This window comes from Roseomonas rosulenta, from assembly GCF_016106005.1.
Classification (GTDB): domain Bacteria; phylum Pseudomonadota; class Alphaproteobacteria; order Acetobacterales; family Acetobacteraceae; genus Neoroseomonas; species Neoroseomonas rosulenta.
Map to the genome: position 1 here is coordinate 1 of NZ_JACADR010000021.1, position 25454 is coordinate 25454.

The 25454-nt window shown below is 71.1% G+C and carries 25 protein-coding genes; 8 read left to right on the plus strand and 17 right to left on the minus strand.

All coding sequences use genetic code 11. The features are described from left to right. Positions 1-425: 425 nt before the first annotated feature. The 6 genes from HW578_RS05035 to HW578_RS05060 form a co-directional block, all read right to left on the minus strand. On the minus strand, positions 426-1196 hold the full coding sequence (locus HW578_RS05035) for an alpha/beta fold hydrolase (protein WP_198369453.1): 771 nt from the start codon (positions 1194-1196) through the stop codon (positions 426-428). Further along, positions 1193-2050 carry a DMT family transporter gene (locus HW578_RS05040; protein ID WP_198369454.1) on the minus strand — a complete coding sequence of 286 codons (858 nt, stop codon included), beginning with the start codon at positions 2048-2050 and terminating at the stop codon, positions 1193-1195. The genes HW578_RS05035 and HW578_RS05040 overlap by 4 nt, the downstream gene beginning before the upstream one ends. A 197-nt stretch (positions 2051-2247) precedes the next feature. Beyond that, positions 2248-3585 carry an NAD(P)H-dependent oxidoreductase gene (locus HW578_RS05045; RefSeq protein WP_198369455.1) on the minus strand — a complete coding sequence of 446 codons (1338 nt, stop codon included), beginning with the start codon at positions 3583-3585 and terminating at the stop codon, positions 2248-2250. 14 nt (positions 3586-3599) lie between these two features. Continuing rightward, positions 3600-3782: a hypothetical protein gene (locus HW578_RS05050; RefSeq protein ID WP_198369456.1), complete on the minus strand. Its 183-nt coding sequence runs from the start codon at positions 3780-3782 to the stop codon at positions 3600-3602. Between the two features lie 10 nt (positions 3783-3792). Further along, positions 3793-4533 (minus strand): SDR family NAD(P)-dependent oxidoreductase, encoded by a 741-nt coding sequence (locus HW578_RS05055; protein ID WP_198369483.1) that lies wholly within the window; start codon positions 4531-4533, stop codon positions 3793-3795. Further along, positions 4533-5540 (minus strand): NAD(P)H-quinone oxidoreductase, encoded by a 1008-nt coding sequence (locus tag HW578_RS05060; protein WP_198369457.1) that lies wholly within the window; start codon positions 5538-5540, stop codon positions 4533-4535. Before HW578_RS05060 ends, HW578_RS05055 begins: the two co-directional genes overlap by 1 nt. Positions 5541-5682: 142 nt before the next feature. On the opposite strand from HW578_RS05060, the gene HW578_RS05065 reads away from it, so the two are divergent. Genes HW578_RS05065 through HW578_RS05080 form a run of 4 tightly spaced genes read left to right on the plus strand, consistent with a single transcriptional unit; the run spans position 5683 to position 10601 of the window. Next, positions 5683-6906, plus strand: a complete 1224-nt coding sequence (locus HW578_RS05065) for an ABC transporter substrate-binding protein (protein ID WP_198369458.1) — start codon at positions 5683-5685, stop codon at positions 6904-6906. 8 nt (positions 6907-6914) lie between these two features. Continuing rightward, positions 6915-7664 carry an SDR family NAD(P)-dependent oxidoreductase gene (locus HW578_RS05070; RefSeq protein WP_232478683.1) on the plus strand — a complete coding sequence of 250 codons (750 nt, stop codon included), beginning with the start codon at positions 6915-6917 and terminating at the stop codon, positions 7662-7664. Position 7665: 1 nt separating this feature from the next. Next, the gene (locus HW578_RS05075) at positions 7666-9798 is read left to right on the plus strand and encodes an alpha-ketoacid dehydrogenase subunit alpha/beta (RefSeq protein WP_198369460.1); all 2133 of its coding nucleotides are present in this window, start codon (positions 7666-7668) and stop codon (positions 9796-9798) included. Continuing rightward, complete coding sequence (locus HW578_RS05080; protein ID WP_198369461.1) at positions 9798-10601, plus strand: shikimate dehydrogenase family protein; 804 nt, start codon at positions 9798-9800, stop codon at positions 10599-10601. Before HW578_RS05075 ends, HW578_RS05080 begins: the two co-directional genes overlap by 1 nt. A 132-nt stretch (positions 10602-10733) precedes the next feature. Here HW578_RS05080 and HW578_RS05085 read toward each other — a convergent pair whose 3' ends face one another. The 6 genes from HW578_RS05085 to HW578_RS05110 form a co-directional block, all read right to left on the minus strand. Continuing rightward, positions 10734-11708, minus strand: a complete 975-nt coding sequence (locus HW578_RS05085; RefSeq protein WP_198369462.1) for a Bug family tripartite tricarboxylate transporter substrate binding protein — start codon at positions 11706-11708, stop codon at positions 10734-10736. Between the two features lie 65 nt (positions 11709-11773). Further along, complete coding sequence (gene ugpC, locus HW578_RS05090; protein ID WP_198369463.1) at positions 11774-12841, minus strand: sn-glycerol-3-phosphate ABC transporter ATP-binding protein UgpC; 1068 nt, start codon at positions 12839-12841, stop codon at positions 11774-11776. A 4-nt stretch (positions 12842-12845) separates the two neighbouring features. Beyond that, positions 12846-13739, minus strand: coding sequence for a sn-glycerol-3-phosphate ABC transporter permease UgpE (gene ugpE / locus HW578_RS05095; protein ID WP_198369464.1), 894 nt, complete (start codon positions 13737-13739; stop codon positions 12846-12848). Then, on the minus strand, positions 13739-14620 hold the full coding sequence (gene ugpA / locus HW578_RS05100; protein ID WP_198369465.1) for a sn-glycerol-3-phosphate ABC transporter permease UgpA: 882 nt from the start codon (positions 14618-14620) through the stop codon (positions 13739-13741). Before ugpA ends, ugpE begins: the two co-directional genes overlap by 1 nt. 28 nt (positions 14621-14648) lie before the next feature. After that, positions 14649-15998, minus strand: a complete 1350-nt coding sequence (gene ugpB, locus HW578_RS05105; RefSeq protein ID WP_198369466.1) for a sn-glycerol-3-phosphate ABC transporter substrate-binding protein UgpB — start codon at positions 15996-15998, stop codon at positions 14649-14651. A 73-nt stretch (positions 15999-16071) separates the two neighbouring features. Continuing rightward, positions 16072-17247, minus strand: coding sequence for a diaminopropionate ammonia-lyase (locus HW578_RS05110; protein WP_198369467.1), 1176 nt, complete (start codon positions 17245-17247; stop codon positions 16072-16074). Between the two features lie 65 nt (positions 17248-17312). Between HW578_RS05110 and denD the strand changes: the two genes are divergently transcribed. From denD to HW578_RS05125, 3 genes are read left to right on the plus strand one after another with little or no spacing between them, the layout of a single operon-like run. Continuing rightward, positions 17313-18296, plus strand: coding sequence for a D-erythronate dehydrogenase (gene denD, locus HW578_RS05115; RefSeq protein WP_198369468.1), 984 nt, complete (start codon positions 17313-17315; stop codon positions 18294-18296). Between the two features lie 4 nt (positions 18297-18300). Next, the gene (locus HW578_RS05120) at positions 18301-18822 is read left to right on the plus strand and encodes a YqhA family protein (RefSeq protein WP_198369469.1); all 522 of its coding nucleotides are present in this window, start codon (positions 18301-18303) and stop codon (positions 18820-18822) included. Continuing rightward, positions 18815-19204, plus strand: a complete 390-nt coding sequence (locus tag HW578_RS05125) for a RidA family protein (RefSeq protein WP_198369470.1) — start codon at positions 18815-18817, stop codon at positions 19202-19204. The genes HW578_RS05120 and HW578_RS05125 overlap by 8 nt, the downstream gene beginning before the upstream one ends. 4 nt (positions 19205-19208) lie before the next feature. Here HW578_RS05125 and HW578_RS05130 read toward each other — a convergent pair whose 3' ends face one another. Beyond that, entirely contained in the window at positions 19209-19655 is a 447-nt protein-coding gene (locus HW578_RS05130; RefSeq protein WP_198369471.1) for an acyl-CoA thioesterase, read from the minus strand. Between the two features lie 214 nt (positions 19656-19869). Between HW578_RS05130 and HW578_RS05135 the strand changes: the two genes are divergently transcribed. Further along, a complete protein-coding gene (locus HW578_RS05135) occupies positions 19870-20838 on the plus strand; it encodes a tripartite tricarboxylate transporter substrate binding protein (RefSeq protein ID WP_198369472.1) in 969 nt (322 codons plus the stop codon). Between the two features lie 3 nt (positions 20839-20841). Here HW578_RS05135 and HW578_RS05140 read toward each other — a convergent pair whose 3' ends face one another. Genes HW578_RS05140 through HW578_RS05155 form a run of 4 tightly spaced genes read right to left on the minus strand, consistent with a single transcriptional unit; the run spans position 20842 to position 25394 of the window. Next, entirely contained in the window at positions 20842-22020 is a 1179-nt protein-coding gene (locus tag HW578_RS05140) for a M20 family metallopeptidase (protein WP_198369473.1), read from the minus strand. A 59-nt stretch (positions 22021-22079) separates the two neighbouring features. Beyond that, a complete protein-coding gene (locus HW578_RS05145; protein WP_198369474.1) occupies positions 22080-23048 on the minus strand; it encodes a tripartite tricarboxylate transporter substrate binding protein in 969 nt (322 codons plus the stop codon). A gap of 39 nt (positions 23049-23087) precedes the next feature. Further along, on the minus strand, positions 23088-23963 hold the full coding sequence (locus HW578_RS05150; RefSeq protein WP_198369475.1) for a fumarylacetoacetate hydrolase family protein: 876 nt from the start codon (positions 23961-23963) through the stop codon (positions 23088-23090). A gap of 9 nt (positions 23964-23972) precedes the next feature. After that, positions 23973-25394, minus strand: a complete 1422-nt coding sequence (locus HW578_RS05155; protein ID WP_198369476.1) for an amidase — start codon at positions 25392-25394, stop codon at positions 23973-23975. Between the last annotated feature and the right edge of the window lie 60 nt (positions 25395-25454).

The window sequence follows — 25454 nt, forward strand, 5'->3', positions numbered from 1 at the left end:
CGGGGCGGGCGCGGCGGCGGGATGGAGGGAGCCCGCCGGCCATCCGCCACGCGCGACGCCCCGCGATCCCCTCGGCGCGCAGGGCGCTTAGGGGCGGGACGGCGGCGCAGCGGCGCGGATCAGGCGCTGCGGCTGGTGCGATGAGGTCTCATCGCAGGGCGGCGGACAGGCGACACAGGCGGCTCCCTCGAACCTTCCGGCCCACGCTGGTGGCCGGATCGAACAAAGGACGCGTCCCGTCGTTGCTTGTGGCCCGAGGACCGGGCCTCGCGGCACGTGCGATGGCGTCAGCGCCCGAATATCGGGCGCGGGCCGGAAAATATGCAGCCTGCTCGGCGGATGCAAGAGAAATCGCGTGATGCCGATATGAGCCGCGCGCATATCGGCCGGACGCCCCTTGGGGTCGGCCGGAAAACCTCCGGACGCTAGTCGGCTGATCCCAGGAAGGGCTGCAGCAGCGCCAGGAAGCCGCCCGGATTCTCGGCATGGACCCAATGCCCGGCCGCCGGCACGGTGGCGAACCGCACGGCCGGGAACAGCGCGCGGAAGCTGGCGTGATGCTCCGGGCGGATATAGCCCGACCGCTCGCCCGCCATGACCAGCACCGCTCCGTCGAAGCGCGCGCCGGGCGGCGGCGCGAAATCCTCGATGGCCGGCATCGCGGCGGCAATCTCGGCAAGGCCCAGGCGCCAGGTCGGCGGATCGGCCTCGAAGCGCAGGTTCTGCAGCAGGAAGGCGCGGATGCCGGCTTCGGGAATGGTGGCGGCGAGCGCCGCATCGGCCTCCCGTCGCGTCAGACCCGCGCGCAGCGGAATGCCCTGCATGGCCCCGACATACCCGCGCAACGCCGGCGGATAGCGCACCGGCGCGATGTCGGCGACGACCAGCCGCTCGACGCGATCCGGGTGCAGCAGCGCCATCGCCATCGCCACCTTGCCGCCCATCGAATGGCCCAGCACCGCGGCGCGCGGCAGGCCCGCGGCGTCCATCGTCTCCGCCACGTCGGCGGCCATCGCGGCATAGGACATGTCCGGATCGCGCCCGGAGGCGCCATGGTTGCGCAGGTCCGGCGACAGCACCCTCCAGCGCGGCGCCAGGGCGGCGCGGATCGCGCCCCAGTTCTGCCCGGCGCCGAACAGGCCGTGCAGCAGCACCACGGGCGGGCCGGAACCGGCCTCGGTCGCGGCGAGGATCACCGCCGCGCCGCCAGGATGACCGAGCCCACGATCAGCGCGCCCCCCACCGCCATGTCCCAGCCGATCGGCTCGTGCAGCCACAACGTGCTGACCAGCACGCCGAAGGCCGGCACCAGCAGGAAGGCGACGGACGCCACCGCGCCGGGCAGCCGCCGCCCCACCTCGATCACGCACCAGGTCCCGATCGGCGCCACCACCAGCCCGATATACAGCATGTAGGGCCAGGACGGGCCGAAGATGCCGCCCGTGGGTTCCAGCACCAGCGCGAAGGGCAGGATCAGCAGCGTCGCCAGGCCGAAGCACCAGGGCAGCAATTCAAAGACCGGTGTCGGTGGCGGCCATTTGCGGGTGGTGACGATGGCAATGGTCCAGAACAGCGCTGCGGCCATCAGCATCAGGTGCCCCAGCACCTGGTCCATGCTGGACCAGTCCACCCCCCAGGGGCCGGCCAGAACGGCCACGCCCGCGAGCCCCAGCCCCGCCGCGATCCAGCGATGCAGCGGCACCTTCTCGCCCAGAACCAGCACCGAGAGCGGGATCAGCCAATAGGTCACCACCGCCGAGATGATCGCGGTGCGCCCGGCCTGCACCATGGTCAGCGCCGCATGCGCCAGGATGAAGAAGGCACCGAGCTGCAGCAGCCCCAGCGCGAAGACCGAGGGCAGGTCGCTGCGTTTCGGCAGGCGCAGCCGCCCCAGCGCCGCCAGCAGCAGTGCCGAGACCAGCGCGGCGAGTCCGGCCCGGCCCATCGCGAACCACATCGGCGTGGCATGCGCCAGCGCCGCCTTGGTCACCGGCCAGGCCCCTCCGAACAGCAGGATCGCCACGATCAGAAGATGGAAGGCGGAGCGCATGGCGATGACGGGCGTTTCCCCAGGGAAGTCAGTGCGAAAGCGCGAACATGCCGCCGCTCACGCAACATTTATGAGCGCAAATCCCGTATTCTGGAAGCCGCGCGGGCCGCCAGTGGCTGTCGGGCAGCCGCGCCGCAGCCGCGCGCCCTGCGCTTCCCGGCGCGTGCAGCCCTGGCGTCGCGCCGCCCAAGGCGGGATCACCCGCAGGTGGCGACCATCTCGGCGCGGATGCGCACCGCCTCGGAAGCGGGGTCCGGCGGCGCATCGGCGATCGTGATGATGCTGCCTGCCGCGACGTCCCGCCTGAGGCGGATGCCGTGCGCGAGGCCGATCGGCAGCGCCCCGAGCGCCAGCGAACGGGTCGCGGGGATGCACTTGCCCCAGGCGCAGGCACCGCCCTCGCCGTCCAGCACCTCGCCGACGCGCAGGTTGCGCTTGGCCACCGCCACCACGTCGCCGCGCCAGGCGTCGCCGCAGCCGGTGGGCTCGCGCCGCAGCGCCGCCGAGGCGACCGACACGCCGAGTTCGAGCCCGATGAAGTGATAGGGTCGCCACAGCGCGGCGTAGCGCCCGGAGGGGTCGGTCGCCACGCCGTACTCGGTGAAGCAGCGCCGCGCGTAGTCCGTCTCTCCCTCGAACACCGCGAAGACGCCCCAGCGGAGGTTGTCGGGGATCTCGCTGCCGTCGCGCCGGATCGAGGAGACGACCTCGACCATGCCCTTGCGCGGCAGGATCCCGCCCTCGTTGTGCGGGCGCAGGATGGCCGGCAGTTCCGCCGTGCCGGCGGGCGGGAAGACGAGGCCATCCTCGGGCGGCGCGAGGCCGGTGGCGTTCGCGATCGCCGCCATCTCGATGCCGGACTTGGTGCCATCGAGGAAGGAGTTGAACATCTGCGGGTTCATCCCGCCGTCCTTCGCCTGCTGCTCGCTCAGACCGTAATGGCCCCAGACGGTCTCGGGCGTGCTGGCGTGGAACTCCGGCAGGTACTTGGTGCCCTTGCCGGCGGCGATGACGGTGAAGCCCTCGGCGCGCAGCGTGTCCACCATCTCGCAGACCAGCGCGGGTTGGTCGCCATAGGCCATGGAATAGACCACGCCGGCGGCCGCCGCCTCGCGCGCCAGCAGCGGGCCGGCGAGCACGTCGGCCTCCACATTCACCATCACCACGTGCTTGCCATGCGCTATGGCGGTGCGGGCGTGGCGTAGCCCGGCCTCGGGATGCCCCGTGCATTCCACCATCACATCGATGCGCGGATCGGCGATCAGCGCCAGGGCATCCTGCGTGAGGTGCGTGGCGCCGGTGGCGATGGCGACATCGATGTCTGCCGCGTCGTAGGACCCGTCCGGCCAGTGGATGCGCGCCAACGCGGCGCGGGCGCGCGGGATCGACAGGTCGGCGATGCCCACCACGTGCATCCCTGCCGTGCGCCGGGCCTGGTGCAGGAACATCGAGCCGAACTTGCCCGCGCCGATCTGGGCGACGCGAATGGGCCGGCCGGCGGCGGCGCGCTGCAGCAGCAGGCGGTGCAGGTTCATCGAGCGTCCCTTCGTCAGGGGCTGCGCCAGGGCCGCGGACGGTGGCCCGGCAGATGAGAGGCGCGCAGCCTCACCATCGCCGCCGCCGTGAGCGCCAGGACCGCCGCGCCGGCGGCGAAGGCGCGCCCGCCGCCGTGCGGCAGGCGGGCGACCAGCACGGCCAGCAGCACGGCGACGATCAGCAGCGCGACGAACATGGCGGCGCCATCAGTCCATGTAGATTCCGCCATTGATGTGGATCGTCTCCCCGGTCACGAAGGCCGCGGCGTCGGAGGCCAGGAAGGCGATGACGGAGGCCACTTCCCCCGGCGTGCCGAAGCGCTTCATCGGCGTGGCGGCGATCAGCGCCGCACCGTTCTCGCGCATGATCCCCTCGGTCATCGGCGTCGCGATGATCCCCGGCGAGACGCAGTTGGCGCGCACCCCGCGCGGGCTGAGCTCATGTACCAGGGATCGCGTGAAGCCCAGCACCGCCGCCTTGCAGGCGGCGTAGTGCGCATGCCGCACCGACCCGCGATGCCCGGCCATGGAGGCGATGTTCACAACGGATCCGCCGCGCCGCAGCAGCGGCATCGCCGCGCGGCAGGCGTAGAACACCCCATCGAGATTCACGCCCAGCGTGAGGCGCCAGTCGTCGTCCGACATGGCGGTGACCTCCTGCTCGACATAGAGCCCCGCGCCGGTGACCAGGATGTCGATGCCGCCGAATTCGCGACCGGCCAGCGCGACCGCCTCGTCCACCTGGTCGCGCTGCGTCACGTCCATGCGCGCAGTCACGATGCGCACCTGGCCCTCCGGCAGCGAGGCCGCGAAGTCGTCGAGCGCGGCGGTGTCGAGGTCGGTCAGCACCAGATGCGCGCCGAGCCGGCGGAACAGCTCCGCGGTGGCCCGCGGAATGCCGCCATTGGCGCCCGTCAGCAGCGCCACCTTGCCCGCCAGGTCGAACATCACGCGGCGACCTGCAGCATGATCTTGCCGATGTGCTCGCTGCTTTCCATCAGTCGGTGCGCGTCTGCCGCCTGCGTCAGCGGGAAGGTGCGGAAGATCTCGGGCGCGCAACGGCCCTGTGCCAGCAGCGGCCAGACCCTGGCTTCCAGTGCGGCGGCGATCTCGCCCTTCTGCGCCGTGGTGCGCGGGCGCATGGTGCTGCCTGTCACGGTCAGGCGCTTCACCATGATGGGCCGCAGGTCCACCGCATCGGCCTGATGGCCGCCCAGGAAGGCGATGATCACCAGCCGTCCGTCGAGGGCCAGCGACCGCAGGTTGCGCGGGAAATACGCCGCGCCGACCATATCGAGGATGACATCGACGCCGCGCCCGTCCGTCAGGCGCTTCACCTCCGCGGCGAAGTCCTGCGTCCGGTAGTCGATCGCCGCATCGGCGCCGAGGCGCAGGCAGGCCTCGACTTTCGCGGCGCTGCCGGCGGTGGCGAAGACGCGCGCCCCCATCGCCTTGGCCAGCTGGATGGCGGTGACGCCGATGCCGGATGTCCCGCCATGCACCAGCGCCGTCTCGCCCGCGGCGAGCCGCCCATGGCCGAACAGGTTGGCCCAGACGGTGAAGTAGGTCTCGGGCAGGGCGGCGGCGCGCAGCGCATCGTAGCCGGCCGGCCAGGGCACCGTCTGCGCCTCGGGCGCCGTGCAGTATTCGGCATAGGCGCCGCCATTGGTGAGCGCGCAGACGCGGTCGCCGGGGCGGTAGCGTGTGACGGCCGCACCCGTCGCCAACACCTCGCCCGCGCATTCCAGGCCGAGCACGGGGCTCGCACCGGGCGGCGGCGGGTAGGACCCGCTGCGCTGCGCCACGTCGGGGCGGTTCACGCCGGTGGCGATGACGCGGATCAGCACCTCGTCGGCCTGTGGCGCCGGCACCGGGCCGCGGGCAGGCACCAGGACCTCCGGGCCACCACCGGCGCCGTGGGCGATGAAGGTCATCTCCTGCGGCAGGCTTGCCATGGCGGCGCTCCCTTTGCGATTCGACCGGACCATTCCCCCTGCGCGTGCAGCGCGTCAAGCCGAAGGGGGCAGGCCCACGCATCTTGCAACCTGGCCGCGGGCCGCAGAACATCGCGCGCGGCAACGCCGCTGGAGGAGTGCCATGCCTGACATTCGTCGCCGCCGGCTGCTGGGGGTGGCCGCAGCCGCCGCCGCGGCGCCCGGCGCGGCGTCCGCACAGGCGAACGAGCTGCGCCTCGGTGCGTTGTTCCCGTTCTCCGGGACCTTGGCATTGCTCGGCGACGAAAGTTTCCGCGGCCTCGAGATCGCGGTCGAGGAACGCAACGCCGCCGGCGGCGTGGCAGGGCGCGCGGTGCGCCTGCTGCGCGGCGATGCGGTGGATGAGGCCCAGGCGACCGGCGAATCGCGCCGCCTCATCGCCGCCGACCGCGTCGCGGCGATCTTCGGCACCTATGCCTCGCCGCCCTCCTTCGCCGCGACGCAGGTGGCCGAGGTGCAGGGCATCGCCTATTTCGAGCTCGGCGCGCTGTCGGACAGCATCACCGAGCGCGGGCTGCGCAGCGTGTTCCGGACCTGCCCGCGCGCCACCGAGTTCGGCGCGGTGACGGTCGATGCGCTGCAGGATGTGCTGGCACCCGCCTGGGGCGTGGAGGCCCGCGCGCTGCGCATCGCGCTGCTGCACGAGGACGGGCTCGACGGCCAGGGCGTGGCCGCCGCGCAGGAGGCCGAGTTGCGCCGCCGCGGTCTGCAGCAGGTCGAGCGCATCGGCTATGCCGCGCGCTCGGCGGAGTTCCCGCCGCTGATCCAGCGCCTGCGCGGCGCCTCGGCAGATGTGGTGCTGCACACCGGGCGCCAGAACGACATCCTGCTGTTCTTCCGCGGCCTGGAGGAAGCGGGCTGGCGGCCGCGCATGGTGGTTGGCGCGGGCGGCGGGTATTCGCTGGGCGACACCGCGCGCGCCATCGGCCCGGCCTTCGAGGGCGTGATGAACGTGGACGTGCCGCAATTCGCCGTGAACGACACCTTCGCGCCGGGGGCGGCGGCCTTCGCCGAAGCCTACAAGCGGCGCTTCGGCGCCGACCCGCGCTCGGGTCACTCGCTGTCGAGCTATGTCGGCGCGCAGGCCTGCCTCGAGGCACTGCACCGCGCCGGCGGTGCGGAGCGCGACCGCCTGCGCGCCGCCATGCTGGCCACCGACGTGCCCGATGGCGGCGCCGCGAATGGCTGGGGCCTGCGCTTCGACGAGCGTGGCCAGAATACCCGTGCGCGCCCGCTGCTGATGCAGTGGCAGGGCGGCCGCCAGGTCACGATCTTCCCGGCCGAGGCGGCGGTGACCGGCCCGCGCGGCCGCATGGGCGTCGGCTGAGCATGGCGATGATGCTGTCGCCCGTCCCCGCGCCAGGCACGCGCCTGCTGGTCACCGGCGGGGCGCGCGGCATCGGGCGCGCGGTGGCGGATGCCTTCGCCGCCCAGGGCGCGCGCGTGTGCATCCTGGATCGCGACGCGGTGCCCGAGGCGCCGGCCGGCTGGCTGTGCTGTCGCGGCTCGGTGGCCGAGGCGGCGGATGTCGAGGCCGCCTTCGCCGCCATGGACGATGCCTGGGGCGGCGTGGATGTCGCCTTCGCCAATGCCGGCTTCGCGATGAACGTCCCGACTCTCGAGCTCTCCCTCACCGACTGGCGACGCACGGTGGATGTGAACCTGACCGGCGCCTTCCTCACCGCCCAGGCCGCCGGGCGGCGGATGGTGCGCGACGGGGCGGGGCTGATCCTCTTCACCGCCTCGCTCTATGCGAGTGTCGGCGGCGCGGAGCGCGCGGCCTATTGCGCGACCAAGGCGGCGGTCGCGAATCTCGCGCGCGCGCTGGCGAGCGAATGGGGGCCGCGCGGGGTGCGGGTGAATGCGCTGGCACCCGGGTATACGGAGACCACACTGGTGAGCGACCTGGTGGCGGCGGGGCGGCTCGATGCGGCGGCGCTCGCGGCTCGGGCGCCGCTGCGCCGGATGGTGCAGCCGCAGGAGGTGGCGGCGCTGGCCAGTTTCCTCGCCTCGCCGGCGGCATCCGCCATCACCGGGGCCGTGCTGGCGGTCGATGCCGGCTGGACGGCCAACGGAGCGCCCTGACATGCCGGTGACGACGCCGCTGCCACCCGCCGCGCCGTGCGTCCGGCTTGCCACCACCGAGGAAGACTGGGCGGCGCTGAGCCAGCAGGACGCCACCGCGATGTGGTGGTCCATGCAGGCCATCCGGTCCTTCGAGGAAGCGGTGCTGCGCCTGGCCGGCGAGGGGCTGGTGCATGGCCCGGCGCATTCCTCGATCGGGCAGGAGGGCGGGGCGACCGGGGCGATCTTCGCGCTCAGGCCCGGTGACCAGATCAACGGCAGCCATCGCGGCCACCATCAGTTTCTCGCGAAGGCCTTGCGCCATGTCGGCGCGACGGAGGCGGTGACGCCCGAAGCGCAGGGCGTGCTGCGCCAGGCGCTGGCGGAGATCATGGGGCTCGCGCCCGGCTGGTCGGGTGGGCGCGGTGGGTCGATGCACCTGCGCTGGGCAGAGGCCGGCGCGCTCGGCACCAATGCCATCGTTGGCGGCGGCGTGCCGATCGCGGCCGGCGCGGCCGCGGCGATGAAGTTCGCCGGCACTGACAATGTCGCGGTGACCTTCCTTGGCGACGGCGCGACGAATATCGGCGCGGTGCCGGAAACCATGAATCTCGCCGCGGCTTGGAACCTGCCGCTGGTGTTCTTCATCGAGAACAACCTCTACGCCGTCGCGACCACCGTGGCCGAGAGCACGCGCGAGACGCGCCTCGCCGCGCGCGGCATGGGCTTCGCGATCCCGTCCTGGCAGGTGGACGGTATGGACCCGCTGGCGGTGCGCATCGCGATGGAGCAGGCGGTCGCCTTGTGCCGGGCAGGGCAGGGGCCCGCCATCGTCGAGGCCGAGTGCTATCGCTACTTCCACCAGAACGGCCCGCTGCCCGGTTCCGCCTTCGGCTACCGCACGAAGGAGGAGGAGGCCGCCTGGCGTTCGCGCGACCCGATCGCGCGGCTGGAGAAGCGCCTGCCAGCCTCGCGCACCGCAGCGATGCGCGCGGAGATCGAGGCGGCGATGGCGGCGATCGTGGCCGAGTTCACCGAGGCCGCCGGCAATGCGCGCCGCATCCGCCCGGCGCTGTGGCCCGATCCGGCGACCAAGGACACGCATATCCGCGGCGACCTGTCAGAACTGGCCGGCGCGCGCAGGGAATTCCGCGGACGCATCGTCACGCGGAAATTCATCGATTGCGTCGCCGACGTGATGCACCGCCGCATGTCGACCGACCCGCGCATCATCGTCATGGGCGAGGACATCCACCGCCTGCGCGGCGGCACCAATGGCGCGACGCGCGGCCTCGCGGAGGCCTTCCCCGGCCGCGTGCTCGGCACGCCGATCAGCGAGGCCGCCTTCATGGGCCTGGCCGGCGGCCTGGCCATGGATGGCCGCTTCCGCCCTGTCGTGGAGTTCATGTACCCCGACTTCCTCTGGGTCGCCGCCGACCAGGTGTTCAATCAGGCGGCCAAGGCTCGCCACATGTTCGGCGGCACCGCGAAGGCGCCGCTGGTGCTGCGCACCAAGGTCGCGATCGGCACCGGCTATGGCAGCCAGCATTCGATGGACCCGGCCGGCATCTTCGCCACCGCGCCGGGCTGGCGGATCGTCGCACCCTCCACGCCCTTCGACTATGTCGGGCTGATGAATGCGGCGCTGGCCTGCGAAGACCCGGTGCTCGTGCTCGAGCATGTCGCGCTGTACCAGAACGAGGGCGAGGCGCCGGAAGACGACTGGGACTATGTCATCCCGATCGGCAGCGCGAAGGTCGTGCGCCGCGGATCGGCGGTGACGGTGGCAACCTATCTGAACATGGTTGGGCACTGCGTCGCGGCGGCGCAGGCATCCGGCGTCGATGCGGAGGTGATCGACCTTCGCACGCTGGACCGCGCCGGCCTGGACTGGGCGACGGTGGAGGCGAGCGTGAAGCGCACCGGCGCGCTGATCGTTGTGGAGGAAGGCGCGCAGGGGCCGTCCTGGGGCGGCTGGTTCGCCGATGCGGCGCAGCGCCGGCTGTTCGACTGGCTGGATGCGCCGGTGGCGCGGGTGACGGGGGGCGAGGCATCGCCCACCATCAGCAAGGTGCTGGAACACGCCGCCCGCGCGACGCAAGCGGATGTGGAGGCCGCGCTGGTCGCGATGGAGCGCGACCGGGGGCGGCGCTGATGCAATCGCGCGCGAGCATCTCGGGTGCCACCGCACTCACCGTCATCCTCGCGCATCCGGTGGCGCATCTGCGCACGCCGCAGGCGATGAACGCGCATTACGACGCGATCGGCCATGATGGCGTGCTGGTGCCGCTGCATGTGCTGCCGGGGGATCTCGCGACGGTCGTGCAGGGCCTGCGGCGGATGCGGAACCTGCGCGGCATCGTCGTGACCGTGCCGCACAAGGAAGCGATCGCTGCGCTGTGCGACGACCTGACCGAGGCCGCGCGCGAGGTGGGCGCCGTCAACGTGATCCGTCGCGATGCAGATGGTCTGCTGACCGGCGGGCAGTTCGACGGCGAGGGCTTCGTCGCCGGGCTGCGCGGCGCGGGCCACGACATCGCCGGCTGCGCGGTGTTCATGGCCGGGGCAGGGGGCGCGGCGGCGGGCCTGGCCTTCGCCTTCGCGCGGCATGGCGCGACACGGCTGACCATCCACAACCGCACCGTGGCGAAGGCGGAGAAGCTCGCCGCGCGCGTGCGCGCCGCGCATCCGCGCTGCGACGCGCAGGCGGGCGGCGCGGATCCGTCAGGTCACGACGTGGTGGTGAATGCGACCTCGCTCGGCATGCATGCGGGCGATGCGCTGCCGCTGGAGGTTGCGCGCCTCGTGCCACCCATGCTCGCGGCGGAGGTCATCATGACGCCGGAGGTGACGCCCTTCCTCGCCGAGGCTGCGCGCCGCGGCTGCGCGACTCATGGCGGCGCGCCGATGCTCGCCGCCCAGATCGCGCTGCTGGCGCGCTTCATGGGCGCGCCGTAGGGCGACGCATCCGAACCGCAGGAATGATGCAGTCGGATGTCCGGCCGCGGACAGCATCGAGCCAGCAGAAGCCCCCGCCCGGCCGGTGGAACCGCGCAGCGGCTCCATGCGACCGGGCGCTCCGGCGATGGTTCAGGAGGGGCGAATGCCCGCGGCGCGGATCACCGGCGTCCACTTCGCCATCTCGGCGGCGAGGAAGCGCGCCGCGGATTCCGGGGTGCTGTCGGTGGTGATGGTCATCGTCATCTGCGCGAGGCGCTCCTGCACCGCCGGGATGGCGAGGGCCCGGTTGAATGCGGCGTTGACCGCCTGCACGGTCGGCGCCGGCGTGCCCGCGGGCACCATCGCCATGTGCCAGGTATAGCACTCGAAGTCGGGGATCCCGCCCTCGATGAAGGTGGGGATGTCCGGCGCATAGGGCATGCGCGTGCGGGTGCTGATGGCGATCGGGCGCAGCTCGCCACGCTGGATATAGGGCAGCGCGCCGGCGGCGACGTCGAAGATCATCGGGATGCGCCCGGCCAGCACCTCCGGCATGGCGGCCGAGGAACCGCGGAAGGAGATGTGGTTCACCTGCAGCCGCCCGGCCATGTAGAGGAACAGTTCGGTGCCGAGATGCACCGCACCGCCATTGCCCGAGGATGCGTAGTCGTACCGGCCGGGATTGGCGCGCAGCAGCGCCACCAGCTCAGGCAGGGTGCGCGCCGGGAAATCCTTGTTCACGAGCAGGATCTGCGGGATCTGACCGATGAAGGCGGCGGGCGTGAAATCGGCCACCGGGTCGAAGGGCAGGCGGTCGAAGAGCCCGGGCAGGTAGGCGTGGCCGACCGTGGTGTAGAGCATGGTCTGGCCGTCCTTCGGCGCCTTCGCCACCAGGTCGGTGCCGATCACCACGCCCGACCCGGTTCGGTTCTCGACCACGATGCGATGCGGCAGCATCTTCGACATCTCGTCGGCGAGCAGGCGTGCAGGAATGTCCGTGGGGCCGCCGGCGGCGAAAGGCACCACCAGCCGCGCAGGCGCGCTCGGCCAGGTTCCCTGCGCGCGGAGCCCGAGTGGCGCCAAGCTGGCGGCAGCGCCAAGGCCGAGGACATTGCGACGGTTCATGAAACGGTTTCTCCCGGATGCTTCGCGCTTGTGTGACGCCCGCGCGCAGCACGGTCAATGCCGGGTCAGGCCGCGTCGATCCGCTTGCCGGTCGCGGCGTCGAAGACATGCAGCGCCGAAGCATCCGGCGCGAGGGACATGCTCTCGGCCGCGAGCGCGCCGGGCACGCGCGCGGTCAGCGCCGTTCCGTCGGCGAGCCGGCCGTGCAGGACGGTCTCGGAGCCGAGCGGCTCGGCCAGTTCCACCGTGATGGGCAGCCCGTTCGCCGAATCGGGCAGGAGATGCTCGGGCCGGATGCCGATGGTGACCGCCATGCCGTCGCCGCCCGGTCGCGCGCCATCGGTGAAGCGCCATAGCGCGCCGCCCGCAAGGCGCGCGGCATGGCCGCCCTCCGTGAGCGTGGCCGGCAGGAAGTTCATCGCGGGGCTGCCGATGAAGGAGGCGACATAGGTGTCGGCCGGCTTCGCCCAGACCTCCATCGGCGTGCCGATCTGCGCCGCGCGACCCTCATGCATCACGACGAGGCGGTCGCCCAGCGTCATGGCCTCGACCTGGTCGTGAGTGACGAACAGGGAGGTAACGCGCAGGCGCTTCTGCAGGCGGCGGATCTCGGCGCGCATCTGCACGCGCAGCTTGGCATCGAGGTTCGACAGCGGCTCGTCGAACAGGAACAGCTTGGGGTGGCGCACGATGGCGCGGCCCATCGCCACTCGCTGGCGCTGCCCGCCCGAGAGCTGGCGCGGCTTGCGTTCCAGCAGCTGGCCGATCGACAGCAGCTCGGCCGCTTCCTGCACCCGGGCGCGGATCTCGGCCTTGGGCAGGCCGCGGATCTTGAGCCCATAGGCCATGTTGTCGAAGACCGTCATGTGCGGATAGAGCGCATAGGTCTGGAAGACCATGGCGATGTCGCGATCCGCTGGCTCGAGCGGCGTGACGTCCACCTTGTCGATCTTGACCGCCCCGGTGGTCGCGGTCTCGAGCCCGGCGACGATGCGCAGCAGCGTGGACTTGCCGCAGCCGGAAGCGCCGACGATCACCACCATCTCGCCATCATGGATGGCAAGGTCGATGCCGTGCAGGACCTTGGTCGTGCCGAAGGACTTGGTGACACCCTGGATGTCGAGGCTGGCCACGCGCTTACTTCTCCGTCTCGGTCAGTCCGCGGATGAACCAGCGCTGCATCAGCACCACCACGAGCACCGGCGGCAGCAGGGCGAAGACCGCGGTGGTCATGATCAGGTTCCACTCGTTCTGCGTATCGCCGATGCCGATCATCTTGGTCAGGCCGACGATCACCGTCTCGAGGTCGCGGTTGGACACCATCAGCAGCGGCCAGAGGTACTGGTTCCAGCCGTAGATGAACTGGATGACGAACAGCGCCGCCATGCTGGTGACCGACAGAGGCAGCACCACGTCCTTGAAGAAGCGCAGCGGGCCGGCGCCATCGACCTTCGCGGCCTCCACGTATTCGTCGGGGATGGTGAGGAAGAACTGGCGGAACAGCAGCGTCGCGGTCGCGGATGCGATCAGCGGCAGGGTCAGCCCCGTCATGGTGTCGATCAGCGCGAGGTCGGTCATCACCTGGAAGGTCGGGATGATGCGGACTTCCACCGGCAGCATCAGGGTGATGAAGATCATCCAGAAGAAGAACATGCGGAAGGGGAAGGCGAAGAACACCACCGCGAAGGCCGAGAGCAGCGAGATCGCGATCTTCCCCACCGCGATGATCAGCGCCATGGTCAGCGAGTTCAGCAGCATGGTGCTGGCCGGCACCGAGAAGGTGTTGCGCCCGCCGCCGCCCTCGGCCCAGGCGCGGCTGTAGTTGGCGATCGCCTCGCCGCCCGGCAGCAGCGGCACGTCGCCGCGCCCGATCGTGTCGGTGTCGTGGGTCGAACCGATCACCGTAATCCAGATGGGCAAGGCGAAGATGATCACGCCGAGAACAAGCGCGAGATGCGTCAGGACCCGTTCGCGTGTCCGCCGCCGGCGCGATGCCGCGGCGAGGCGTTCGACATCGATGGTGGCCGACATCAGTAGTGCACCCGGCGTTCGATGAAGCGGAACTGCACGGCGGTCAGGGCGATGACGATCACCATCAGGATCACCGATTGCGCGGCCGAGGACCCGAAGTTCAGGTTCTGCACGCCATCGACATACACCTTGTAGATCAGCGTCTCGGTCGCGTTGCCCGGCCCGCCGCGCGTGAGCGCATGGATCACGCCGAAGGTGTCGAAGAAGGCGTAGACCAGGTTCACCACCAGCAGGAAGAAGGCGGTGGGCGAGAGCAGCGGGAAGATCACCGTCCAGAAGCGGCGCATCGGGCGCGCGCCGTCGATCGCGGCGGCCTCCAGCACGGATGTCGGGATCGACTGCAGCCCCGCCAGGAAGAAGATGAAGTTGTAGGACACCTGCTTCCAGGCCGCTGCGATGATGACCATGGTCATCGCCTGCCCGCCATTGAGCCGGTAGTCCCAGGCGATGCCGATCGCCCCCAGCGCGCGCCCGACCAGGCCGATCGAGGGATGGAAGATGAACAGCCACAGCACCGCGGCCAGGGCCGGCGCGACGGCGTAGGGCCAGATCAGCAATGTCTTGTAGAGCCCCGCGCCGCGGATGTGCTTGTCCGCCTGCACCGCGAGGAACAGCGCCGACCCCAGCGCCAGGACCGTGACCGCGGAGGAGAAGATCACCGTGTTCCACGCCGCATTGAGGTAGATCGGGTCGCGGAACAGGTCGGTGAAGTTCTCGAGCGCGACGAACTCCGTGCTGAGGCCGAAGGCGTCCTGGCGCAGCGTGGATTGCCAGACCGCCATGCCCGCCGGCCAGAAGAAGAAGATGGCGGTGATGAGCAGCTGCGGCGCCAGCAGCAGGTAGGGCAGCGCGACGCCGCGGAAGATGACCTTCTTGCGCAATCGATCCTCCGCGGCGTCGTGCCGTGGTTCAGCCGCGGTTAGCGCGTTCAAAGTTGCGCAGCACGACGTTGCCGCGCGTGGTCGCGTTGGCCAGCGCCTGCGCCGCCGTCTGCTGGCCCTGGAAGGCGCGCTCCAGCTCCTCCTCCATGATGGTGCGGATCTCGACGAAGCCGCCGAGGCGGATGCCGCGGCTGTTGTCGGTCAGCGTGCCGCCGCCGCGCAGCAGCTGCTCGATCGGCACGTCAGCACCCGGATTGTCGCGGTAGAAGCCCTTCTCACGGGCAATCGCATAGGAGGCGCGGCGCACCGGGACATAGCCGGTGTCCATGTGCCACTGCGCATCGACCTCGGGGTTGGAGAGGTACTTGAAGAACTCGGCCACGCCCTCGAACTCGCCGCGCGAACGCCCGCCGCCGGCGGCCGGGCCCTTGTTCATCACCCACAGGCTTGCGCCGCCGATGATCGAGTTGATCGGCGCGCCCGCCGTGCCCTGGTAGTAGGGCAGCATCGCGACACCCCAGCCGAAGCGGGCCTCACGCTGTACGCGCGCGCGGAAGCCGGAGGAGGTGAACATGATTGCCGCCTCCCCGTTCGGGAAGGCGGGCTCGCCGGCATTGTTGCGCCCGCCGTAGCGGAACAGACCATCCTTCTGCCACTGAGCGAGCGCCTCCATGTGGCGCTGCACCAGCGGGTTGGCGATGCGCAGTTCGGTGCCGAGGCCGCCGAAGCCGTTCGCCAGCGTGGCGAGGGGGATGTTGTGGATCGCCGAGAAATTCTCGATCTGCGCCCAGGTCAGCCAGGCGGTGGACATCGGCACCGCGGTGCCGCCGCCGGCCTTCAGCTTGGGAAGGATCTCGGCCACGCCCTGCCAGGTCTCGGGGAAGGTGTCGGGATCGACGCCTGCGCGGCGGAAGGCGTCCTTGTTGTACCAGACGATCGTGGTCGAGCTGTTGAACGGCATCGACATCATCCGGCCGTCCGACAGGCTGTAGTAGCCGCGCACGCCGGGCAGGTAGTCGTCGAAGTCGATCTGGATCCCGGTCTCGGCCATCAGCTCGTGCACCGGCTTCACCGCCCGGCCAGCGCCCATCATGGTGCCGGTGCCCACTTCGAACATCTGCACGACATGCGGGGCGTTGTTGGCTCGGAAGGCGGCGATGGCGGCCACCATGGTCTCCGGATAGGAACCACGGAAGGTCGGCACGACCTTGTACTTGGTCTGGGTGGCGTTGAAGTCGGTGGCGCGCTGTTCGAGCATCCCGCCCAGCGGCTGCGCAAGGCCATGCCAGAACTGGATCTCGATGGGCTGCGTCTGGCCGAGCGCAGGCGCGGCGACGGCCAGGGACGCGGCCCCGGTCAACAGCGTACGGCGATGCATAAGGTCGTCCTCTCCCGTTGTGGCGACGCGGCGGCTTAGCCGCGCGCCTTTGCGGGGAGATTACAGAAAAATGTCAGACCGATGAAGGGGCGTGTCCGACAAGGCGGGTATAGACCTCGGCGTCGGTCGCGCCCTCGGTGCCAAACAGCAGCACGCGGCTCGCTTTGTCGAGGCCCAATGCTGCGCGTGCGAAGGGCTCCGCGGCGGCCAGCAGCAGCGCCGCCAGGCCCGCCACCGCGCTCTCCCCCGCCACCACCGGGGGGCGGCGGGCGGCCAGCAGCTTCATGCAGGCCACCGCGCTGTCGTCGGTGACGGAACAGAAGGCGAAGGCGCTGCGCTCGAGCTCCTGCCAGGCAAGAAGCGAGGGCTCTCCGCAGGCGAGCCCGGCCATCAGGGTATCAAGCTCTCCCGGCACGCTCACCGGCGCGCCGGCCTCGGCACTCGCCAGCAGGCAGGCTGCCTTGTCGGGTTCCGCGACGATCACGCGCGGGCCGGCGCCGAACCGTGCGCGCATCTGCACGGCCACCGCCGCCGCCACGCCACCCACGCCGCCCTGGATGAAGACATGCGTGGGCGCTGCGCCGAGCTGATCCGCGGCCTCGTCCGCCATCACGCGGTAGCCCTGCATCACGTCGCGGGGCACCTCGGTATAGCCGGGGTAGGAGGTGTCGCTGACCACGAACCAGCCCTGCGCGTCGGCCTGCTTCTGCGCCTCGCGCACCGCGTCGTCGTAGTTGCCCGGCACCACGCGGATCTCGGCGCCGTAGCGCGCGATGGCGTCGCGCCGGCCCTGGCTGACCGTCTCGTGCACGAAGATCACGCAGGCGGCGCCAAAGCGCTGCGCGCCCCAGGCGACGGAGCGGCCATGGTTGCCGTCGGTCGCGCAGGTCACGGTGATGGCGCGAGTCGCCTCCTTCAGGGTGCCGTCCATCAGCGTCGCGGTGGTGGCCGCATTCGCCACGCCGCGCCGGGCGAGCTCCGCCTGCAGCAGGCGCATCACCGCATAGGCGCCCCCCAGCGCCTTGAAGGACCCCAGGCCGAAGCGCGATGCCTCGTCCTTGTAGTGGACGCTGGTGACGCGCGCGGCGGCCGCCACCTCCGGCAATGCGACCAGCGGCGTGACACCATAGCCGGGCCAGGAGGCGATCTCCGCCTTGGCCCGGCGGAACCCGCCTTCGGGCAGCACGACGACGCCGGGCGTGCCGTGGTGGCGGTTGACCAGGAAACGGAAGGGCGCGTTCGGGATCATGCGGCGGATATTGCGCCGCGCCGCGCCGCACGCCAAACCACCACGATGTCAGCGGGATTCACGGCATGAAGATCACCATCCTGGGCGGCGGCGGGTTCCTCGGGCGCAAGCTGGCGGCGCGGCTCGCCAAGGACGGCACGCTGGGCGGGCGGCCCATCACCGGCCTCACGCTGTTCGACCTGGCGGCCCCCGCCGCCTTCGCCGCGCCCTTCCCGTTGCGCTGCCTGGGCGGCGACGTGGCGGACCCGGCGGCGGTGGCCGAGGCCATCCCGCCCGGCACGGAGGTGGTCTTCCACCTGGCCGCCGTGGTCAGCGCCGCGGCCGAGGCTGATTACGACCTCGGCATGAAGGTGAATTTGCAGGGCACGCTCGCGGTGCTGGCCGCCTGCCGCGCGCTGGGCACCAAGCCGCGGGTGATCTTCACCTCCTCCGTCGCCTCCTTCGGTGGCGGGCAGGAGGCGGTAGTGCCCGATGACGGCCGCCAGGTGCCGACGAATTCCTACGGCGCGCAGAAGGCGATCGGCGAACTCCTGCTGCAGGACGCGACGCGCAAGGGCTTCCTCGATGCGGTGAACATCCGCCTGCCCACGGTGATGGTGCGCCCAGGGCGGCCGAACAAGGCGGCATCGTCCTTCGTCTCGGCCGTGGTGCGCGAACCGCTGCTCGGGCTGTCCACCGACTGCCCGGTGCCGCCGGAATTCGCGGTCTGGATCTGCTCCCCGCGCAGCGCGATGGAGTGGTTCCTGCACGCGGCCACCATGGACACCTCCGGCATGGGGATCGACCGCGGCATCAATCCGCCCGGACGAAGTGCCACCGTGGCCAAGATGCTGGAAGCGCTCGAGACCGTCGCCGGCAGCGCGGCGCGCGAGAAGGTCGGCTTCGCCTTCGACCGCGAGGTCTTCGACATCGTCGCCGGCTGGCCCGCCGCCTTCGACGCGACGCGCGCGCGGCGCCTCGGCTTCGTCGAGCAGGAATCGCTCGAGGACCTGGTGCACGCCTTCATCGAGGACGACCTCGCGGCCACCAGGGCCGAGCGCGGGCTCTAGCGCCATGGAGCGGCTGATCGAGCGCATCATCGTCGTCAGCCGCTGGGCGCTGGTGCCCTTCTACCTCGGACTGATCCTCGCGCTGTTCACGCTGCTGGCGGCCTTCCTGCGCGAACTCTATGCCGCCGTCACCAACGCCATGGCCTATTCGGAGCACCAGGCGATCGTGAAGGCGCTGTCGATGGTGGACCTCACCCTGATGGCGGGGCTCGTCGTCATCGTCATCTTCTCGGGCTACGAGAACATCGTCTCGCGCATCGACCCCGCCGGCCCGCGGCGGTGGCCGGCCTGGCTGACCACGGTCGATTTCGCGGGGCTCAAGAAGAAGCTGTTTGCCTCGATGGCGGCGATCTCCGGCGTCACCATGCTGAAGGCGCTGATGGAACTCGAGGAGAGCGTGAGCGAACGCCAGCTCTACTGGCTGGTGGTGATCAACCTTGTCTTCCTGCTCGGTTACCTGCTGATGGCGGTGGCCGACTGGTTCGCGGCGCGCACGCGCGAGACGACGGAGACGCCGGATGCTTGAGATCATCCGCCACATCCTGCCCGGCGCCCCCGATCGCGTGGCTCCGTTCAGTCATGCGGTGCGCGCCGGCGATTTCCTGTTCGTCACCGGCCAGATGCCCACGCTCCCCGGGGGCGGGACCGAGCTCGTCGCGGGCGGCGTGGCCGAGCAGACCGCGCAGGTGCTGACCAACCTGCGCACCGTGGTGGAAGGCTGCGGCGGCGACATCGCGCGCACGGTCTTCGCGCGCGTGTATCTCACGGACTTCGCGCGCGACTATGCGGCGATGAACGCGGTGTGGGAGGCAGCCTTTGCCGGCGGCCTTCCGGCGCGCACCTGCGTGGGCGTCACCGGGCTTGCGGTCGGCGCGCTGGTCGAGGTGGACCTGGTCGTCGCGATGTAGCGGATCAGACCTCCGCCACCGCGCCGTCGCGATCGGCCATCAGTCGGCGCATCGCCTCCGGGATCTCGGCCTTCTGTCCGGTCGCGTTGTCGATCACGACGCACAGCGCGCGCGCCGAGCACAGCAGCCCGTCGCGCCACATCGCATACTGGTGCACGAAGGATGTGCGGCGGAACGACGCCGTGCGCACGCACAGCAGCACCTTGTCCCGGAAATGGCCGGGGCGATGGTACTTCACCTCGAGCGACCCCACGACGGGGCCCGGCTTGTCGGGCGCGAAGGCGCCGCCGGCGCCGAGCCACCAGTCGATGCGCATGTCCTCGAACAGCGTCAGATAGGCGGCGTGGTTTACATGCGCGTAGATGTCGCACTCCACCCAGCGGATGGTGTGCTCGCGCCAAAGGCCCCAAGGTCCCTCGACGCCGAAGCGTTCGCGCAGTGCCGCATCCATCGACAATCCCTCCCGTGCCGTGCGGGGCAAGTGTGCGGCGCGGCGCGCGGTGGGGGAAGTCCGAGCTTGCTCCACGGCGTACCGCCGCCGCGCGCGACAAATCCCTGGGGAGAGGCCACCTCCGCCCGCCGACCCTGCTGGCGCTGAAATCCTTGCGGCCGTGTCGTGGCGGGGCCTAGCCTTCGCGCAAAGAGGCTTCGGGAGGACAATAGCCATGACCAGCCGTCGCGCCCTGCTTGCCGGGGCGGGTCTTCTCGCCGCGCCCGCAACGCTGCGCGCCCAGCCCGCCTGGCCGGCCGACAAGCCAGTCGAGGTGGTGGTGCCCTTCCCTGCGGGCGGCGGCGTCGATGTCATGACCCGCCTGGTGGTGCCGCTGATCGCCGCGCAGATCCCGGGCTTCCGGCCGGTCGTGGTGAACCGCACGGGTGCGGCCGGGCAGATCGGGCTCGAGGCGATCTTCAATGCGGCGCTGGACGGCTACACCATCGGCGCCACCACCATTCCGGCGCACAACGCCATCCCGCTCGAGCGCCAGGTGCGCTACCGCGCGATGGACTTCACCTTCCTATGCAACATCGTCGAGGACGCCAACTGCTTCTGCGTGCGGGCCGAGAGCCCCTTCCGCAGCGTCGCCGACATCGTCGCCGCGGCGCGGGCGCGGCCGAACTATGTCACCTACGGCACCACCGGCATCGGCAGCGACGACCACCTGTTCATGCTGGCCTTCGAGGCCGCGGCCAACGTGCCGCCGATGGTGCAGGTTCCCTTCGCCGGCTCCGCGCCGCTGATACCGCAGCTGCTCGGCGGCAACATGGACATGGCGGTGATGAACGTGAACGACGCGCCGCAGCTGGTGCGCGAGGGACGGCTGCGCATGCTGGCGCAGGGCGGTGCGCGGCGACAGCCGGAGGCCGCCGAGGTGCCGACCTTCCGTGAACTGGGCTTCGATGTCGTGGGCGGCGCCTCACGCGGGATCGTGGGGCCGCCGGGCATGCCCGCGCCGGTCGTGGCACGGCTCGAGGCCGCCTTCCGCGCTGCGATGAACGACGAGGGCTTCCGCCGCGAGGCCGAGCGCCAGAACATGCCGCTGCGCCCGCTGATCGGCGCCGAATACAAGGCTTTCGCGCAGGGCATCGACGACAACCTGAAGCGGCTGTGGGCGGTGCGCCCCTGGCGGGGATAGGCGCTACAGCCCCGCCTGCTCCAGCCGCAGGATCGCGCGCGCCATGGCCTGCGCGCGCGGCACGATGCTCTCGACCTCGAGGTACTCCTCCGGGCTGTGCGCGAGCCCACCCACCGGCCCCACGCCGCACAGCGTCGGCACGCCGAGGGCCGCGGTGAAGCCGGAATCGGCGCAGCCGCCGGTGAATTCCGCCTCGACCTTCAGACCGCTTTCCGCCGCGGCTGCCTGGTAGACCGAGAACACGCGCTCGCTGGCGGGCGTGGGATTCAGGGGGCGAAACTCGCCCTTGATGGTCAGCGCCGATCGCGTGCCGGGCACGTATGCGCGCGCGACGATGTCGTGGATGCGGCCCATGATCTCGTCGCGATCGGCGGGCTCGATGTAGCGCAGGTCGATCTGGAACTGGCAGGACGGCGCGGTGGTGTTGACGCTCTGCCCGCCCTGGATCAGCCCGACATTCAGCGTGATGCCGCGCTTGAGGTCTGTCAGCGCATGGATCGCCACGATCTTGTGCGCCGCCTCGCCGATCGCGCTGATGCCGGCCTCGAAATTGCCGCCCGAATGCGCGGCCTTGCCCTCGATGTCGACCACCGAGAAGACGCCGCCCTTGCGCGCCTTGACCACATTGCCCGACGCACGGCCGGGTTCCGAATTGAACACCACGCGGGCATTGCCGGCCTCGGCCTCGATCACCGGGCGGCCCTCGGGGCTGCCGATCTCCTCGTCGCCCGTGAACAGCCCGACCAGCGGCCCCGGCGCGCCGCCGAACTTCGCGAAGGCGGCGAGGACGAACATGTTCATCACGATGCCGGCCTTCATGTCCGACACGCCGGGGCCATAGGCGCGGCCATTCTCGATGCGGAAGGGGCGCCGCTCCGGCTCGCCCTTCGGGAAGACGGTGTCGCGATGTCCCATCAGGACGATGTTGCTGCGCTGATTTCCCGTGCCGAGCGCATGGCCGCCCTCGACGATGCCGCGGATGCAGTCGCCATGCCTCTGCTGCGGCAGCACCTCGGTCGCGATGCCGTGCGAGCCGAGGAAGCGCACCACCTGCTGGCCGGTGCGATCGACGCCGTCCTTGTCGTAGGACCCGCCATCGGTGTTCACCATCGCCTCGATCTCGGCGAGCATGGCGTCCTTCTGGCTGGCGAGCCAGGCGGTGATGGCGGCTTCTGTCGTCATGGGTCTTCTCCTTGTGGCGCGAAGGCTGGCACCGGCGCGTTGCAGCGTGAAGGGGGCTGCTACTCGATCCGGCCCAGCGCGCGCACCGTGCGCACCAGGCGCGCGGCATCCTCGTTGTAGAAGCGGGCGAAGGCCTCGCCGTCGCGGAAGTCGAGCGTATTGCCGCTCGCAGCCATCACGCGCTTGAACTCCGCATCCTCCGCCACCTGGCGCGACGCCTCACGGATGCGCGCGATCACCGGCGCCGGCGTGCCGGCGGGGGCGAACAGCCCGACCCAGATGTAGAATTCGCAGTCGGGAAAGCCCTTCTCGATCAGCGTCGGGACATCCTCGAAGCCGGCGAGGCGCGTGCGGCCCCAGGTGGCGATGGCACGCAGCGTGCCGTTGCGCACATGCGGCGCGACCGGCCCGGGGCCCGAGGCGAGGCAGTTCACCTGCCCGCCCAGCAGCGCCGTCAGCGCCGGCCCGCCGCCCTGGAAGGGCACGTGCAGCATGTCGAGCCCGGCCGCCTGGCTGAGCTGCGCCATCGGCACATGCAGCGCCGAATAATTCCCCGCCGAGGAATACGACACCTGCCCAGGGCGCGCCTTCACCTCGGCGATGAAGTCCTCGATCGTGCGGATCGGGCTGCTGGCTGGCACCACCAGCACGGTCGGGTCGGCGGCGAAGAGCGCGATCGGGGCGAGCATCTCTGGCGTGTAGGTCGGCTCGCGCCCGTTCACCCGCGCGGCCTCGGGCAGCAGCGCCATGGACGACAGCGCCATCAGCAGCGTGTAGCCATCGGGCGCGGCCCGCGCGACCGACGCATTGCCGATCGCCCCCGCCGCGCCGCCGCGATTCACGATGGGCACGGCGACACGCCAGATCCGTTCCAGGGCTGCCGCCACGGGACGGCCCACCACATCCGCCTGGCCGCCAGGCGGGAAGGCCACGACCATGGTCACGGCGCGTGTGGGAAAGCCCTCGGTCTGCGCCTGCGCGGCGAAGGGCAGCAGGGTTGCGCCCGCGATCAGGCTCCGGCGGTTCATTCTCGTTGTCCTCCCGTTGATGGTGGCCGCCGCGTCACGTCATGCGACGGGATTCTCCAGCACTCCGATCCCGGGCACCTCGATGCGCACGCGGTCCCCGGCCTTCAGGAACTTCGGCGGCGTGAAGCCGATCCCCACGCCGGCCGGCGTGCCGGTGGCGATGATGTCGCCCGGCTCCAGCGTGATGGCGGCGGAGATCGTCGCGATCAGCGTCGGGATGCCGAAGATCAGGTCCTCGACGCCGGCGCGCTGGCGGAGTTCGCCGTTCACCCAGGTGGAGATCGCAAGGCGCGGCGGCCAGCCCGCGGCATCCGCGGTGACGATGGCGGGGCCCATCGGCGCGTAGCCGTCGATCCCCTTTCCCAGGATCCACTGGCGATGCTTGTGCTGCAGCGTGCGCGCGGTCACGTCGTTGACGATGGTGTAGCCGAAGATGTGCGCCGGCGCGTCCGCCTCGCTGATGCCGCGCCCGGCCTTGCCGATCACCACCGCGATCTCGCCCTCGTAGTCGGTGCTGTTCGACGTATCGAGGAAGGAGGGGATCGGCTCGCCCGGCCCGATCACGCAGGTGGGCGGCTTCGAGAAGACCACCGGCGCCTCGGGCACCACCTCCTTCGCGGTGGCGTCGAAGCCCGACGAGGCGAATTCCTTCGCGTGCTCATCGTAGTTCTTGCCGACGCAGAAGATGTTCTTGGCCGGGCGCGGGATGGGGGCGAGCAGCACCGCGCCCACCGCCACCGGCGCCTTCGCCTCGGCCGCCCGTGCCGCTGCCAGCGCCCCATCGCCGCCGGCGATCAGCGCCATCATGTCGCGCGGCAGCGCGGCATCCGCCGCCGCCAGGTCGAGCACCTTCCCGGCATCATCCAGCGCGCCGATGCGCGTGCCGTTGCCATCCTTGAACGTGACCAGCCGCATGCGTACCCCCTATGCCTTCCCTGACATCTGACCGGTCTCGGCGGGATTCGCCAGGGGGAGGGTGGCGGCGCGCTCCAGCGCCCGCGCGCCGCGGAAGGCCAGGTCGTCGCGATACAGCGCCGCCACCACCTGCACCGCACGCGGCATCCCCTCGCCATCGAGGGCCACCGGAACGCTGATGGAAGGCTGGCGCGTGAGGTTGAAGGCGAAGGTCCAGGGCGCCCAGTCGCGCCAAAGCGCCTCCGCCGGCTTCAGCGTCGGCTGGTCGGCGGCGAAGGCGGCGGTCGGCGTGCAGGCGGTCAGCACCAGGTCGTAGCGCTGGTGGAAGCGCGCCATGGCGTGCGCCGCCTCGAGCCGCATGGCCTCCGCCGCCAGGTAGTCCACCGCCGCCATGTCGCCGTCACGCCGCGCGACATCCAGGATGCCGGCATCGAGCAGCTCGCGCTTCTCCTGCGGAATGGTCGCGACGACGCGCGCCATCGCCACCGACCAGACGCGCCCGAAGATGGCGCGGGTGTCGGGCAGGCCGGGATCGGCCTCCTCGACGATGGCGCCCTGTTCCTCGAGCATCCGCGCCGCACCATCCAGTACGGCGACGCCATCGGCATCGAGCGGCGGCTCGAAGCCCATCCGCCGCACCAGGGCCACGCGCAGCCCGGCCACGCCGTCCTCGATGCCGCTGCGCCAGTCGCGCGGGTCGTCCGGCAGGGCGTAGGGGTCGCGCAGGTCGTGGCGCGCCATGGCGCCGAACATCAACGCCGCGTCGCGCACCGTGCGCGTCATTGGCCCCGCCACCGCCACATGCCCGAAGGCGCCGAGCGGCCATTGCGGGATGCGCCCAAAGCTCGGCTTCACACCGACCAGGCCGCAATAGGCGGCGGGAATACGGATCGACCCGCCGGCATCGGTGCCGATATGCAGCGGCCCGAAGCAGGCGGCGCCCGCCGCGCCGGCGCCGGAACTCGACCCGCCCGGCGTGCGCTGCGGGTTCCAGGGGTTGCGCGTGATCCCGTGCAGCGGGCAGTCGCCGGGCGACTTCCAGCCGAACTCGGTCGTGGTGGTCTTGCCGATGATGACGGCGCCGCTCTCCTTCAGCCCCATCACCGCCGGCGCATCCTCGGACGCCGGCGTGGCGTCGGTGGTGCGGCTGCCGCGGCGTGTCGGGAAGCCCGCCATGTTCAGCAGGTCCTTCACCGTGGCCGGCACGCCGTCCAGCGGGCCGATCGGCCGGCCGGCCGCCCAGCGCGCCTCGCTCTCGCCCGCCGCGGCCAGCGCGCGCGGGTTCATCGCGGCGAAGGCGTTGACCCAGGGGTTGTAGCGCGCGACGCGCTCCATCACGGCCTTCAGGGCCTCGACCGGGGAGAGGCGCCGGCGGGCATAGAGGCCGAGCAGCGTCTCGGCCGACATCAGGGCGGGGTCGGTCTCGGTCATCGGCGGGGGCGGAGGGTGTGCATGGCCCCCACCATGTCCTCCGGCCCCCCGCCCTTCAAG